Consider the following 14,473-nt stretch of genomic DNA (forward strand, 5'->3'; position numbering starts at 1 on the left):
GAACCCCACAGGCTGCGATCCATGAAGCGCTTAATTCCAGCCGGCACGATCCATCATGCGAATCGCCTCGGCCTGGCGTTTACCCGCCACTTCCACCGGCAACGTGTCGGCCTTGAACTCGCCCCAGGCTGCGACTTCCTTGGACGGCTCCACCTTCGGGTTGGCCGGGAATTCCTGGTTGATGTCGGCGAAGATGCTTTGCGCCTCGGGCGTGGTCATCCACTCCACCAGTTTCTTCGCCGCTTCCGGATGCGGAGCATGGCGGGTCAGGCCAATGCCCGAAAGATTGATGTGCACGCCACGGTCAGCCTGGTTCGGCCAGAACAGCTTCACTTTCAGGTCTGGCTTCTGCTGGTGCAGGCGGCCGTAGTAGTAGGTGTTGACGATGCCGACATCGCACTGCCCGGCGTTGATGGCCTCAAGCAGCGCGGTGTCGTCGGAGAAGACATCCGTGGACAAGTTCTTGACCCATCCCTTTAGGATCGCCTCGGTTTTCTCCGCGCCGTGGGTTTCGATCAGGGTGGCGGTCAGGGACTGGTTGTAGACTTTCTTCGAGGTGCGCAGGCACAGGCGACCTTCCCACTCGTTGCCCGCCAGGGCTTCATAAGTGCTCAACTCACTTGGTTTGACCCGGTCGGTGGAATAGACAATCGTCCGCGCCCGCAGGCTCAAGCCGGTCCAGGCATGAGAGGAAGCACGATATTGAGGCGGGATGTTGGCATCGATAACGGGGGACGTGAACGGCTGGAGGACGCCCATCTGCTCGGCCTGCCAGAGGTTGCCGGCGTCGACGGTCAGCAGCAGGTCGGCCGTGGCGTTTTCACCTTCGGCCTTGATGCGCTGCATCAGCGGCGCTTCCTTGTCGGTGATGAATTTCACCGAGACGCCCGTCTTCTTCGTGTAGGCGTCGAAGACCGGCTTGATCAGTTCGTCGATGCGCGAAGAGTAAACCACCACCTCATCGGCGGCCTGGACGGTCGTAGTGCCGATCAGGGTCAGGGCGAGGGCGGACAGCAGGCGCTTGGGTGCCAACATGGGGACGGTCTCTCGGTGGTGAACGAGCGTAAATGATAAGGACTCACATTTGGCATCACAATCGAACCGTGGGTCGAGACGTTTCCAAATGTTGCGATGAGGCCAGGAACCGCACCCCGGTTCTCAGGCCCTGGCCAGATCCGGCAAATCTCCGGTCAACCCCAGCGCTTCGCGCACGAACAGCGCCTTGGCTTCCGGCAAGCGGTCCACCAGTTTCAAACCGGTATTGCGCAACCAGCGCACCGGTAACGGATCGGCCTGGAACAGCCGCTCGAAACCCTCCATCGCCGCCATCAGCGCCAGGTTATGGGGCATGCGCCGGCGTTCGTAGCGGCTCAGCACCTTGACGTCTGCCAGCCGCTCGCCCCGTCCGGCTGCCTGTAACACCACTTCGGCCAGCACGGCAGCGTCGAGGAACCCCAGGTTCACCCCCTGCCCGGCCAAAGGATGGATGGTGTGGGCTGCGTCGCCGATCAGCGCCAGTCCTTCGGACACGTAGCGCTTGGCGTGCCGCTGACGCAACGGCACACACAGGCGCGGATCGGCGCTGATGACATGGCCGAGCTGGCCTTCGAAGGCCCGCTCCAGCTCGCCGCAGAAGCCAGCCTCATCGAGCGCCATCAGTCGCTGTGCTTCACCTGGGGTGGTGGACCAGACAATCGAGCACCAGTCGTGCCGGCCATCTCGCTCCAGGGGCAGGAACGCCAGAGGACCGTCGTCGGTGAAACGCTGCCAGGCCGTCATCCGGTGCGGCCGGGCGCTGCGCACGCTGGTAACGATGGCATGGTGCATGTAATCCCACTCGCGGGTGGCAACCCCGGTCAGGCGCCGCACGGCGGAATTTGCGCCGTCCGCAGCAATGACCAGCGGCGCGCGCAAGGTGCGGCCATCCGCCAGGGTCAGCAGCCAGTCGTCGCCGGAACGGCGCATCTGCTCCAATCGGGCGTTGGCCAGCAGGCCCAGGTCGCAGTCATGCAACCGGTCCAGCAAAGCGTCCTGCACGACACGGTTTTCCACGATGTGACCCAACACGTCGGCATGCAGGCTGGCGGCCGAAAAATGGATCTGCCCGGTACCGCTGCCGTCCCAGACGTGCATGTCGGTATACGGGCTGGCGCGGCGGGCGGTGATGCCCTCCCACACACCCAGGCGCTCGAGGATCCGCTGGCTGGCTGCCGACAGGGCACTGACCCGGGGCTCGAACGCCGCTTGGGGATCGTAGGGTTTGACACTCATCGGGCTGCCGTCCAGCAGCAGCACTTGTAAGCCACTGCCCTGTAACGCCAACGCCAGGGCGCTGCCGACCATACCGGCACCGACAATCAGCAGATCTGCACGCAATTCCATGCTTCAAGCCTGTGTTGCGGGCGGCACGGGCCGCCCATGAAAAGAAAGTCCGGCACTCTGACTACACATCGGGCCGGGTCCCCAGGCCCATGGCCTGGCGAGCGAACCAGCGCTTGGCTGGCGGCAGCAGGTCGAGGCCCAGCAAACCGAGGTTGCGACCCAGGGACACCAGCGGCAGGCTGCTGCTGAACAGACGCGTGACCTGGTCGGAGAAGCCTACCGTCAAGGTCTGGTCCAGCCGCTGGCGTTCGCGATAGGCCTGCAGTACGACAAAGTCGCCCGGCGCGCTGTCGCTGCCGAGCAGCGCATCGGCCAGGGCCTGGGCATCGCGCAGGGATAGGTTGAACCCTTGCCCTGCAATCGGATGCAAACTATGGGCGGCATTGCCCAGGATCGCCAGATGGGGGCGCACCTGCTCTTCGGCCTCCACCAGCGCCAGTGGATAGAGATGCCGCGCGCCTACCTGCTTCAAGGTACCCAGGCGATAGCCGAACACCCCCTGCAATTCGCTGAGGAAACTGTGCTCGTCGAGGGCTGCGAGCCGTTGCGCATCCATGCCCTGGCGGGTCCAGACCAGCGCGCAACGGTTCTCCGGCAGCGGCAACAAGGCCATCGGGCCATCGTCGGTGAAGCGCTCGAAGGCCATGCCGTTGTGGGCTTCGCCGGGGGTAATGTTGGCAATCAGTGCGCTCTGGTCATAGGGCCGGTTCCGCACTCCGATACCCAACTGCTCTCGCAGATTGGAGCGGCCACCATCGGCCAGCACCGCAAGGTCGCATTCCAGGAGGGTTTCGTCGTCCAATGTCAGGCGATACCCGTCCACCATCGGTTCCATCCGGGTGACCTGCGCCGGGCACCGCCAGCTGACCACTTCCGGGTCGAGAGCCTGCCACAGGCACTGGCCGAGCCAGGCGTTTTCCACCACATAGCCCAGGGCTGGCACGCCCTCTTCCATGGCCGACAGCCGCGCCGTCGAAAACCGTCCGCGATCGGACACATGGATCTGCTTGATCGGCTCGGCCCGACGGGAAACTTCCTGCCAGAGCCCCAGGCGCTGATAGATCTGCCGGGAACCGAACGACAGCGCCGACGACCGGGCATCGTAGCTCGGCTGCCAGGCATGACCAGGTGCGAAAGGCTCGATCAGTGTGATCGTCCAGCCTCGGGACTTGGCGCCGACCTGCAGCGCCAGTGCCAGGCTCGCCCCCACCAGCCCGCCGCCGATGATCGCAAGGTTGACCCGGCTCATGCCGCCCGGGTCCGTGCGGCGGCCATCAAGGCCTCGATTTCGGCCACCGCTTTCGGCACGCCACGGCTCAGGATTTCACAACCGGTTCTGGTCACTACCACGTCATCCTCGATGCGCACGCCAATGCCGCGCCATTTTTTTGCAACGCTACGGTTGTCCGGGCTGATATAGATACCCGGCTCTACCGTCAGCGTCATGCCGACTTCCAATACCCGCCATTCGCCGCCGACCCGGTACTCGCCCACGTCATGCACGTCCATGCCCAGCCAATGACCGGCACGATGCATGTAGAACGCCCGGTAGGCCTCGCTGACGATCAATTCGTCCACGTCGCCTACCAGCAGCCCCAAGCGTACCAGCCCCTCGGTAATGACCCGGACCGTCGCTTCATGGGCCTGGTTCCAGTGCTTGTCCGGCGCGATCTCGGCAAACGCCGCTTCCTGGGCCGCCAGTACCAGCTCGTAGATCGCCTTCTGCTCGGGCGAGAATTTGCCGTTGATCGGCCAGGTACGCGTGATGTCACTGGCGTAGCAGTCGATTTCACAACCGGCGTCGATCAACACCAGGTCGCCATCCTTGAGCAACGCGTCGTTCTGCTGGTAGTGCAGGATGCAACCGTTACGGCCTGCCGCAACGATCGAGCCATAGGCCGGCATCTTCGCCCCGCCCTTGCGGAACTCATAATCGAGTTCGGCTTCCAGGCTGTATTCGTACAGGCCCGGACGCGCCGCCTGCATCGCACGAATATGCGCCTGGGCGGAGATCCGCGCGGCCTCGCGCATGACCTTCACTTCCGCCGCCGATTTATACAGGCGCATGTCGTGCAGCAGATGATCCAGGGCAACGAATTCGTTCGGCGGCTGGGCACCGAGGTTGGCCTTGGAGCGGATCACGTTGATCCACTCCATCAGGTGCCGGTCGAATTCCGGGTTGCTGCCCATGGCCGAATACACCCGGTCGCGGCCCTCGATCAGGCCCGGGAGGATGTCATCGATGTCGGTGATGGGGAACGCGTCGTCCGCGCCATAGTCGCGAATCGCGCCTTCCTGGCCGGCCCGCAGGCCATCCCATAATTCACGTTCGGCGTTGCGCTCGCGACAGAACAGGATGTACTCGCCATGAGCCCGGCCGGGGATCAGCACGATGACCGCCTGCGGCTCGGGGAAGCCGCTGAGGTACTGGAAGTCACTGTCCTGGCGGTAGACATGCTCGACGTCGCGGTTGCGGATCGCAACGGCGGCGGCGGGCAGGATTGCGATGCTGTTGGGTTCCATCTGCGCCATCAAGGCCTTGCGGCGACGGCTGTATTCCGATTTCGGGATATGGATCATGGGCAGACGGGGTCCCTCTGAAATTTAATGCAAGGACGGCTTGGGGGCCGCTGCATCGGTTTTCTTGGTCTCGGTGAACAGCAACAGGGGCGCGACCCGCAGGTATTCCATCACTTCCATGTAGTCGCTTTCGCCGTCGTCGGATTCCTCCAGGGCATCCTGGACCTGGGAGATCGCAGCCAGGTCCTGCAGCACTTCCTTGGCCTCTTCGCTCAGCGCGTATTCGCGGCGGGTCAGGCCGAAGCCGGCGAGAAAGCCCTGGCACCACTGGCCCAGGGCAGCAGCGCGCTCGGCCAGCGGCGCGTCGTCGGTGGGCAGCAGCAGGACGACGGTCATGTCGTCGCTGGTCAATTCGCCCTTGACCATTTCCTGCAGGCCGATAAGGGCGTTGCGGACGTTGTCCGCCGGCTCGCCTTCAAGCAGCTCGGCGGCGTCGGCCAACCAACCTTCGGCGTCGAAGCCGGCACCGGCACAACTGCGCCCGAGCAACAGGCCATGCAGTTCGGCAGGCGAAACGGGATGACCGCTGGTGCTCAGCAGGGTGGCGAAAGCTTGATACGGGGAATTCTGAATGGGCATGGGCAGCTAGGCGCCAGACGGCGCTATGTCTAGAATGGAGGCCTTGTATCCTACATCGACAGACTCGCCAAGACTATCAGAGGCTGTACGACCCAATCCCCATCAGACACCTTCTTCAGTGGACACAATGGAAGACACCGACCTGCAAGCGCTGATGGCCAGACTCGAATTGCTAATTGACCGGGTCGAGCAACTTAAGCGTCAAAACGGACTCCTATTAGCTCAGGAAAAAACCTGGCGCGAGGAACGCGCGCACCTCATTGAAAAAAACGAAATCGCCCGGCGTAAGGTCGAATCGATGATTTCGCGCCTCAAGGCCCTGGAGCAAGACTCATGAGTTCAAGCAATAGCGTTACCGTGCAGATCCTCGACAAAGAGTATTCCATCATCTGCCCCCAGGAAGAGCGCAGCAACCTGGTGAGCGCCGCCCGTTACCTGGATGGCAAGATGCGCGAGATCCGCAGCAGCGGCAAAGTCATCGGTGCCGACCGCATCGCCGTGATGGCCGCCTTGAACATTACCCACGACCTCTTGCATCGCCAGGATACGCCGCAGGCGCAGGTCAGCGGTTCGACCCGTGAGCAGGTGCGCGACCTGCTCGAACGGGTGGATCTGGTGCTGGCTACCGATCCAGACGTCAGCAAGGGCTGATTCGCGAGGCATCCTGAGGTATACTCGCATCACTCCCTGGGGTGCTTGCCAGTTGGTGATGTCCCTGAGCCGATACGCACAACCACGGGGGTTGCACGTTGGGGCCGGTGTGCATGTCCGCTTGACGGAAAGCCTTAACGCCCCCTGCAACTTCCACCTTGAACTCTCGGGTTCAAGGGCTAAGCCGACAGCGGTTCATCCGGGGAGCCTGATCCCAGACAATGCCAGTCAACAAGACTGGCATTGTTGTGTCTGGTGCGGGCATTTCTGGCCACGGCGTTTGCGGTTACCCTGTCGCCACGACCCTTGCCGAAGCATCGATCATGACCGAGCCAGCGCTGCTGCCCCGCCCACAATTGCGACGCCTGCTGCGCCAGGCCCGGCGTGCCCTGACGCCGGCCCAGCAACGCGAAGCGGCCCACGGACTCTACCGGCAACTGGCCCAGCATCCGCTGTTTCGCCGCGCCAGGCACATCGCCCTGTACTTGCCCAACGATGGCGAAATCGATCCGCGCCTGCTGCTACGGGCCGCCCAGCGTCGGGGCAAGTCCACTTATCTACCGGTGCTCAGCCCGTGGCCCCGGACCAAGATGGTTTTCCAGCGCATCCGCCCTGGCGAAAAGTTGCGGCCCAATCGTTTTCGCATCCTGGAACCCCACGTCAGCATTGCCCGGCAACGCAAGGTGTGGGCATTGGACCTGGTGCTGCTGCCGCTGGTGGGATTCGATGATGCCGGAGGTCGGCTGGGGATGGGGGGCGGTTTTTATGACCGCAGCCTGGCCTATCTGGCGCGACGCAAGCAATGGCGCAAGCCGACGCTGCTGGGACTGGCCCATGAATGTCAGAAGGTCGAACGGCTGGCGCAAGCAAGCTGGGACGTGCCGTTGCAAGGAACGGTCAGTGACAAGCGCTGGTATGTCGCACGATAGACGCCGCGATACCTGGCGGCGTCTGCAAGGCAGCTTCAGCGTTTAAGCGAGGGCGCGGGCTGGGTGATGTCCATTGGCGCTTCGGTCTTGCTGGCCCATAGACTTTGGGCGTAACCGGTGGTCACGACACCCAGACCGAACAGAATGACCAGAATCCACAACAAATCCGGTTTGCGTTTCATCGATTGCCCCCCTCAAGGCATATCACACACGATGACAGCAGCGGTTTTCTTATTTGGCCGTGCAGCAGCGTCAAGCTTGGAAGGCCGGCATTTTGCGGCAAGCTGAACCGGCACGCAAACGCTGGCGTCAACCGACCGTCGGTTTGTCATAGAATCGGCGAACTTTTCTCGACACCGCCACCGGAGTATAAAACATGGCCTATTGGCTGATGAAATCCGAGCCCGACGAACTGTCCATCCAAGGCCTGGAGAAACTCGGCCTGGCACGCTGGGACGGCGTCCGTAACTATCAGGCGCGCAACTTCCTGCGGGCCATGGCCGAGGGCGATACCTTCTTTTTCTACCACTCCAGCTGCCCTGAACCCGGAATCGCCGGGATCGGCCGAATCGTTCGTACCGGATACCCGGATCCGACGGCCCTGGAGCCCGACAGCCCCTATTTCGACCCCAAGGCCAGCCCCGAAAAAAATCCGTGGACGGCCATCGATGTGGCCCACGTCGAGACGTTTCCCCGTGTGTTGAAGCTCGACTACCTCAAGCAGCAGACCGCTCTGGCTGAAATGCCACTGGTGCGCAAGGGCTCACGGTTGTCGGTGATGCCGGTGACAGCCGAGCAGTGGGCGGCGGTGATTGCGTTGCGACCCTAGGTTTCTATCACTGTCCAGGCCGCCATCGTGAGCAGGGTTCCGGTATAGACACATGATCTGTGCCCACCTTGGATACTGTGGGAGCGAGCCTGCTCGCGATAGGTCGGCCCGAACAACACAAGACTCACTGGATGATCAGGTTGTTGAACAACAGATCGTCCACCATCGGCTTGCCGGTCTCGTCGTTCATCACCTGCTGGGTCTGTTTCAACGCTTCCTGACGCAGTTTTTCCTTGGCTTCGAGGTTGTTCATCGTCTCGCTGGTCTGCTGCGCAAACAGTGCGACCAGCTGGTTACGGATCAGCGGCTCGTTGGCCTTGACCGCTGCAGCGGCAGCATCGCCGGTGACGCGCAGGGCCACGTCAGCCTTGTAGACCTTCAGCTTCGCCGTGCCATCGAGACCATAATTACCCACGAACGGCGGGCTCAGGGTGATGTAACTGACCTTCGGCGCCTCGCCTTCCTTCGCTTCCTTGGCCTCTTCGGCCATCACTGCCACAGGCAGCGACAGGGCCAGCATCAACATGATCCACGCTTTCACATTCGACTCCTCATCCGGTTTGCGGCCCAGCATACCGCCCCGCCGCTCAAGCACAAGCTTATGGCTGGCTATCAGGGCAGGGCATGCTCGTTGACCCATTGACTCTCACACCTACACTTATCGGCCAACACTCCCAAAGGAATAGCCCTGATGAAAGCCGTGCTGTGCAAAGAATTCGGCCCCGCCGAATCGCTGGTGCTGGAAGACGTCGCCAGCCCCATCACGAAAAAGAACGAAGTGCTGCTGGACGTGCATGCTGCCGGGGTGAATTTCCCCGACACGCTGATCATCGAGGGCAAATACCAATTCAAACCGCCCTTCCCTTTTTCTCCCGGCGGCGAAGCGGCGGGCGTTGTCAGTGAAGTGGGCGAAAAGGTCAGCCACCTGAAAGTCGGTGACCGGGTCATGGCGCTGACCGGTTGGGGCAGCTTTGCCGAGCAAGTGGCGGTGCCGGGCTACAATGTCCTGCCCATTCCTCCGACCATGGATTTCAACACCGCCGCGGCCTTCAGCATGACCTACGGCACTTCGATGCACGCCCTCAAGCAGCGGGCCAATCTGCAACCTGGCGAAACCCTGCTGGTACTCGGTGCATCCGGCGGCGTCGGCCTGGCAGCGGTGGAGATCGGCAAGGCCATGGGCGCGCGGGTCATTGCCGCCGCCAGCAGCCCGGAGAAGCTCGCCGTCGCCAAGGCGGCCGGCGCCGATGAATTGGTCGACTACAGCGCAACCAGTCTCAAGGATGAAATCAAGCGCCTCACCGACGGCCAGGGCGCCGACGTGATCTACGACCCGGTGGGCGGTGACCTGTTCGACCAGGCCATCCGTGCCATTGCCTGGAACGGCCGATTGCTGGTGGTGGGGTTTGCCAGCGGACGCATCCCCGAACTGCCGGTAAACCTGGCCCTTCTCAAGGGCGCCGCCGTACTCGGCGTGTTCTGGGGCTCCTTCGCCCAACGCCAGCCCCAGGACAACGCCGCCAACTTCCAGCAGCTGTTCGGCTGGTTCGCCGAGGGGAAACTCAAGCCGCTGGTTTCTCAGGTGTATCCATTGAGCAATGCCGCCCAGGCGATCAATGACCTTGGGCAGCGCAAGGCCGTGGGGAAGGTGGTGGTGCAGGTGCGCTGAAACATCTCGATGTGAAACCGAGTTGCCGCCCTCGCGAGGGCGGTGACACAAATAATCGTCCGCGCCTGAAAAGCCATGTTCACTTAAGAACATTCAATAACGAAAATTTCCCCTATTTAAATGACGATAGGCAATGCTATTTTCGGTAACGAAACTGTAACATTCATATCCGCAGTCATAACAAGAATCTGGAGCCCTTGAATGTTTGCTTTCTTTCGTCCTGCCGCTCATCAGGCGTCCCTGCCTGAAGAAAAAATAGACAGCACCTATCGACGCCTTCGCTGGCAAATTTTTGCCGGGATCTTCATCGGGTATGCAGGCTACTACCTGCTGCGCAAGAACTTTTCCCTGGCCATGCCCTACCTGATCGACGAAGGCTACTCCCGCGGCCAGCTGGGCCTCGCCATGTCGGCCATCGCCATTGCCTATGGGCTCTCGAAATTCCTGATGGGCCTGGTGTCCGACCGTTCCAATCCACGCTACTTTCTGCCATTCGGCCTGCTGGTCTCTGCGGGGGTGATGTTTATCTTCGGTTTCGCACCTTGGGCAACGTCCAGTGTGACCATGATGTTCATCCTGCTGTTCATCAACGGCTGGGCCCAGGGCATGGGTTGGCCACCCAGTGGTCGGACCATGGTGCACTGGTGGTCACAGAAGGAACGCGGCGGCGTGGTGTCGGTCTGGAACGTGGCACATAACGTCGGCGGCGGCCTGATCGGCCCGCTGTTCCTGCTGGGAATGGGTTGGTTCAACGACTGGCATGCGGCGTTCTATGTACCGGCCGCCGTAGCGCTGATGGTCGCGCTGTTCGCCTTCGTGACGATGCGTGACACCCCGCAATCGGTGGGCCTGCCGCCGATCGAGAAATACAAGAACGATTACCCGGAAGGCTACGACGCCAGCCACGAGAAGGAATTCAGCGCCAAGGAAATCTTCGTCAAATACGTGCTGCGCAACAAGATGCTCTGGTACATCGCCATGGCGAACGTGTTCGTCTATCTGCTGCGCTATGGGGTACTGGACTGGGCGCCGACCTATCTCAAGGAAGCCAAGGGCTTCACGGTGGACAAGAGTTCCTGGGCCTATTTCTTCTATGAGTGGGCGGGCATTCCCGGCACGCTGCTGTGCGGCTGGATGTCGGACAAGATCTTCCGGGGCAACCGTGGCCTGACAGGCATGGTGTTCATGGCGCTGGTGACGGTGGCGACCTTGGTCTACTGGCTGAACCCGGCCGGCAACCCGACCGTCGACATGATCGCCCTGGTGTCCATTGGCTTCCTGATCTACGGCCCGGTGATGCTGATCGGCCTACAGGCGCTCGAGTTGGCACCGAAGAAAGCCGCAGGTACCGCCGCCGGTTTCACCGGTCTGTTTGGTTATCTCGGCGGCTCCGTCGCAGCCAGCGCCGCTATGGGCTACACCGTGGACCATTTCGGCTGGAACGGTGGCTTCGTGTTGCTCGTGGGCGCCTGCCTGCTGGCAATGGCCTTCCTTGCGCCAACCCTGTGGCACAAACAAGTTGCCAGTCAGAGCCGCGAGGCGGTGGCCTGATCCTGGGCTGATCTGCAACGCCTGAGTCGCGCCTCCAGATTCCGGTCTGGCATGGCGTGGCTGCGCAGGGCGAGGATGGTCTGCTCGACGTAATCACGAGTCGTGCCATAACGCCCACAGGCGCTTTCGAACACTTGGCTCAGCACATGATCCGGCAGGTTGCCGGCATAGCTGGGCAGGTGTCGCTCCAGCACGAACCCCAGGGCCTGCACCCGACGCCCATTTTCCAGACGGCAACTGAGCCAGTGCGGGCGATAGGACGGAAACGGCATCTCGCGCTGCCACAAGGCAAACAGCGAGTCTTCAAGGTTCTCTTCCGGCAATCGGTAGGCAAAACCGCTGCATGAACCACCCCGGTCCAACCCAAACACCAACCCCGGCCATTCGGGCGTGCCGCGATGTTCGTGGGACCACAGGTACAAACCTCGATGATACCCATGAACCCGACCGCGCACCCGCTCCACCGCCGTGCACTCTGGCCGCCAGATCAACGAACCGTAGGCAAATAACCAGACGGGGCCGCCTTGGTGCAGGCGCATGGTCGAGTGCATCGAAGCGAGCAATTGTTCACGGGTCAGCTGCGGCCCCAGGTCGAGGCGTGGCGGATACAGGGCACAGGTAATGGCGGTTTCGATAGCGGTCATGGCCGGTAGCGTTTGGCTCGCGGTTCGAAGTGACTTGGCGCGTCAGGCTGCTGACGTTTGGCACAAACGAGGCAAGTTAAATGCCATCGCGCGCCTATATACGTTATCGGTATTGAGCCCCGAACCTAAATACCGATACGAAATATAGGGAGTTATAACCCGCTGTGGTGGGCAAGCTTGCTCCTCGTTACAGCCTCACGATTGCCGGGTTCAGTCCGTCATGCCCGCGGAGCGTAGGCAAACACGTCAGCCCGCATCTGGTGGGCGTCCATTCCGGCTTCCACCAGCGCATCGAGCGTGGCATAGATCATCGCCGGCGAACCGCTGGCATAAACGTGGACGCCAGAAAGGTCGCTGATGTCCTCGCACACAGCCTCGTGGAGCATTCCACAGCGCCCTTCCCAACCACACAGATCGCTGACGACCTTATGCAGGAAGAGATTGGGCAGTTTCTTCCACTCGTCCCAATGCTCGATCTCATAGAAATCGTCCGGACGTCGCACGCCCCAGTACAGGTGTACCGGGTGTTTGAAGCCTTCGGCGCGGCAATACTCGATCAGGCTGTGCATCTGCGCCATGCCGGTACCAGCAGCAATCAGCACCAGCGGGCCATCAGGCAGTTCGGACAGGTGGGTGTCGCCAAATGGCATCTCTACGTGCACGTTAGGATTACGGCGCAATTGCTCAAGAAGGGTCTTGGCACTGTTTTCGCGCACCAGCACGTGCAACTGTAGATTGCGCCCCGAGTGCGGGGCCGAGGCCAGGGAAAAGGCCGATTTCTCGCCATTTTCCCGCTCGACCATCAGGTATTGTCCCGCGTGATAACGTGGCGGCTTACCCGCCGGCGCGCGCAGATTGACCCGCCAGACATCGCCACCCACGTCGACGCACTCCACGACCTGGCAGGCCAGGCGGCGAACCGGCAACTCACCCGGTGCCAGCACGCCGTCCCACAGCACGACGCAATCTTCCAGGGGTTGGGCGATGCAGGTGAAAATTTCACCGTGATCGCGTACTTCGCCCGCCTGCTCAACGCGTCCCTCCACCAGCAACGCGCCACAGACATGGCAGTTGCCGTTGCGGCAGCTTTGCGGGCACTCGTAGCCCAGGCGCCGCGCACCGTCGAGAATCCGCTCTGCGGGCTGTATTTCCAGCACCGCGCCGGAAGGCTGCAGGGTTACACGCATCAATCTATTCCTAACTGATTCCATATGGCATCGATCCGTTGGGTAACGGCTTCATCCTTGACGATAACCCGGCCCCACTCACGGGTGGTTTCACCAGGCCATTTGTGCGTGGCATCGAGTCCCATCTTCGATCCCAGGCCGGACACCGGCGAGGCGAAGTCGAGGTAATCGATCGGCGTGTTGTCGATCATCACCGTGTCGCGCTTGGGGTCCATGCGCGTGGTGACGGCCCAGATCACGTCGTTCCAGTCCCGTGCGTTGATATCGTCGTCAGTGACGATAACGAACTTGGTGTACATGAACTGTCGCAGAAACGACCAGACCCCCAGCATCACGCGCTTGGCGTGCCCTGGATACGACTTCTTCATGGTCACCACGGCCATGCGGTACGAACAGCCCTCAGGCGGCAGGTAGAAATCGGTGATCTCCGGAAATTGCTTCTGCAGGATCGGCACGAAGACTTCGTTCAGCGCCACGCCGAGAATGGCCGGTTCGTCCGGCGGCCGTCCCGTGTAGGTGCTGTGGTAGATCGGCTTGGTCCGGTGGGTGATGCGCTCGACGGTGAACACGGGGAAGCTGTCGACTTCGTTGTAATAGCCGGTGTGGTCACCATAGGGACCTTCGTCCGCCATTTCGCCGGGGTGGATCACGCCTTCGAGGATGATCTCGGCGGTGGCCGGGACTTGCAGATCGTTGCCGCGGCATTTCACCAGTTCGGTGCGGTTGCCGCGCAGCAGGCCGGCGAATGCATATTCGGAAAGTGTGTCCGGCACGGGCGTGACGGCCCCAAGGATGGTCGCCGGGTCCGCGCCCAGGGCCACGGACACCGGGAATGGCTGGCCGGGATGTTTTTCACACCATTCGCGGTAATCCAGCGCGCCGCCACGGTGGCTGAGCCAACGCATGATGACCTTGTTGCGGCCGATCACCTGCTGTCGATAGATCCCGAGATTCTGGCGATCCTTGTTCGGGCCTTTGGTGACCGTCAGCCCCCAGGTGATCAACGGCCCCACATCGCCCGGCCAGCAGGTCTGCACCGGCAGCATGGCCAGGTCGACATCGTCGCCCTCGATCACCACTTCCTGGCAGATCGCGTCCTTGACGACTTTCGGTGCCATGGAAATGATCTTGCGGAAGATCGGCAGCTTGGACCAGGCATCCTTCAGCCCCTTCGGCGGCTCGGGCTCCTTGAGAAACGCCAGCAGCTTGCCGATTTCCCGCAACTCGCTGACGGCCTCGGCCCCCATGCCCAGGGCCACTCGCTCCGGTGTGCCGAACAGGTTGCCCAAGACCGGGATGTCAAAACCGGTGGGGTTTTCAAACAGCAGCGCCGGGCCCTTGGCTCGCAGGGTGCGGTCGCAGACCTCGGTCATTTCCAGCACGGGGGATACCGGCACCTGGATGCGCTTGAGTTCGCCGCGCTGTTCCAGACCGCTGATAAAGTCGCGCAAATCGCGATACTGCATGCAAAA

Annotated in this window: 16 protein-coding genes and 1 other RNA gene; 7 read left to right on the forward strand and 10 right to left on the reverse strand. The window is 61.9% G+C overall.

Annotated elements, in window-relative coordinates; translation table 11 throughout:
* Positions 1–30 precede the first annotated feature (30 nt).
* The 5 genes from AD666_RS05530 to AD666_RS05550 all read right to left on the reverse strand — a co-directional run bounded on the left by AD666_RS05530 (position 31) and on the right by AD666_RS05550 (position 5,541).
* The gene (locus tag AD666_RS05530) at positions 31–1,035 is read right to left on the reverse strand and encodes an extracellular solute-binding protein (protein WP_053148421.1); all 1,005 of its coding nucleotides are present in this window, start codon (positions 1,033–1,035) and stop codon (positions 31–33) included.
* Between the two features lie 123 nt (positions 1,036–1,158).
* On the reverse strand, positions 1,159–2,376 hold the full coding sequence (locus tag AD666_RS05535) for a 2-octaprenyl-3-methyl-6-methoxy-1,4-benzoquinol hydroxylase (protein WP_172679601.1): 1,218 nt from the start codon (positions 2,374–2,376) through the stop codon (positions 1,159–1,161).
* Between the two features lie 67 nt (positions 2,377–2,443).
* Complete coding sequence (gene ubiH / locus AD666_RS05540) at positions 2,444–3,631, reverse strand: 2-octaprenyl-6-methoxyphenyl hydroxylase (RefSeq protein ID WP_053148427.1); 1,188 nt, start codon at positions 3,629–3,631, stop codon at positions 2,444–2,446.
* A complete protein-coding gene (gene pepP / locus AD666_RS05545) occupies positions 3,628–4,962 on the reverse strand; it encodes a Xaa-Pro aminopeptidase (RefSeq protein ID WP_053148429.1) in 1,335 nt (444 codons plus the stop codon). Before pepP ends, ubiH begins: the two co-directional genes overlap by 4 nt.
* A 24-nt stretch (positions 4,963–4,986) precedes the next feature.
* A complete protein-coding gene (locus tag AD666_RS05550; protein ID WP_047702515.1) occupies positions 4,987–5,541 on the reverse strand; it encodes a YecA family protein in 555 nt (184 codons plus the stop codon).
* A 127-nt stretch (positions 5,542–5,668) separates the two neighbouring features.
* Between AD666_RS05550 and AD666_RS05555 the strand changes: the two genes are divergently transcribed.
* From AD666_RS05555 to AD666_RS05565, 4 genes are all read left to right on the forward strand, one after another.
* A complete protein-coding gene (locus tag AD666_RS05555; RefSeq protein WP_017845111.1) occupies positions 5,669–5,878 on the forward strand; it encodes a TIGR02449 family protein in 210 nt (69 codons plus the stop codon).
* Positions 5,875–6,192 (forward strand): cell division protein ZapA, encoded by a 318-nt coding sequence (locus AD666_RS05560; protein ID WP_053148432.1) that lies wholly within the window; start codon positions 5,875–5,877, stop codon positions 6,190–6,192. Before AD666_RS05555 ends, AD666_RS05560 begins: the two co-directional genes overlap by 4 nt.
* A gap of 30 nt (positions 6,193–6,222) precedes the next feature.
* Positions 6,223–6,402, forward strand: a non-coding RNA gene (gene ssrS / locus AD666_RS25815) — 6S RNA.
* A 113-nt stretch (positions 6,403–6,515) separates the two neighbouring features.
* Complete coding sequence (locus AD666_RS05565) at positions 6,516–7,121, forward strand: 5-formyltetrahydrofolate cyclo-ligase (protein WP_053149663.1); 606 nt, start codon at positions 6,516–6,518, stop codon at positions 7,119–7,121.
* Positions 7,122–7,156: 35 nt separating this feature from the next.
* Here AD666_RS05565 and AD666_RS26595 read toward each other — a convergent pair whose 3' ends face one another.
* On the reverse strand, positions 7,157–7,303 hold the full coding sequence (locus tag AD666_RS26595) for a hypothetical protein (protein WP_092179885.1): 147 nt from the start codon (positions 7,301–7,303) through the stop codon (positions 7,157–7,159).
* Positions 7,304–7,497: 194 nt separating this feature from the next.
* On the opposite strand from AD666_RS26595, the gene AD666_RS05570 reads away from it, so the two are divergent.
* Positions 7,498–7,950 carry an EVE domain-containing protein gene (locus AD666_RS05570; RefSeq protein WP_053148435.1) on the forward strand — a complete coding sequence of 151 codons (453 nt, stop codon included), beginning with the start codon at positions 7,498–7,500 and terminating at the stop codon, positions 7,948–7,950.
* 124 nt (positions 7,951–8,074) lie between these two features.
* On the opposite strand, the gene AD666_RS05575 is transcribed toward AD666_RS05570, so the two are convergent.
* Complete coding sequence (locus tag AD666_RS05575; RefSeq protein WP_053149666.1) at positions 8,075–8,491, reverse strand: flagellar basal body-associated protein FliL; 417 nt, start codon at positions 8,489–8,491, stop codon at positions 8,075–8,077.
* 150 nt (positions 8,492–8,641) lie between these two features.
* Here AD666_RS05575 and AD666_RS05580 point away from each other — a divergent pair, with 150 nt between their 5' ends.
* Complete coding sequence (locus tag AD666_RS05580; RefSeq protein WP_053148438.1) at positions 8,642–9,619, forward strand: NADPH:quinone oxidoreductase family protein; 978 nt, start codon at positions 8,642–8,644, stop codon at positions 9,617–9,619.
* A 201-nt stretch (positions 9,620–9,820) separates the two neighbouring features.
* The gene (gene glpT, locus AD666_RS05585) at positions 9,821–11,170 is read left to right on the forward strand and encodes a glycerol-3-phosphate transporter (protein WP_053148441.1); all 1,350 of its coding nucleotides are present in this window, start codon (positions 9,821–9,823) and stop codon (positions 11,168–11,170) included.
* On the opposite strand, the gene AD666_RS05590 is transcribed toward glpT, so the two are convergent.
* From AD666_RS05590 to ubiD, 3 genes are all read right to left on the reverse strand, one after another.
* Positions 11,146–11,814: a gamma-glutamylcyclotransferase gene (locus AD666_RS05590; protein ID WP_053148444.1), complete on the reverse strand. Its 669-nt coding sequence runs from the start codon at positions 11,812–11,814 to the stop codon at positions 11,146–11,148. The genes glpT and AD666_RS05590 overlap by 25 nt on opposite strands.
* A gap of 218 nt (positions 11,815–12,032) precedes the next feature.
* Positions 12,033–13,001, reverse strand: a complete 969-nt coding sequence (locus tag AD666_RS05595) for a CDP-6-deoxy-delta-3,4-glucoseen reductase (RefSeq protein WP_053148447.1) — start codon at positions 12,999–13,001, stop codon at positions 12,033–12,035.
* Positions 13,001–14,467, reverse strand: coding sequence for a 4-hydroxy-3-polyprenylbenzoate decarboxylase (gene ubiD, locus AD666_RS05600; RefSeq protein WP_053148450.1), 1,467 nt, complete (start codon positions 14,465–14,467; stop codon positions 13,001–13,003). The genes AD666_RS05595 and ubiD overlap by 1 nt, the downstream gene beginning before the upstream one ends.
* Positions 14,468–14,473: the final 6 nt, after the last annotated feature.

The sequence above is a fragment of the Pseudomonas sp. Pf153 genome (assembly GCF_001269775.1).
Lineage (GTDB): Bacteria > Pseudomonadota > Gammaproteobacteria > Pseudomonadales > Pseudomonadaceae > Aquipseudomonas > Aquipseudomonas uvaldensis.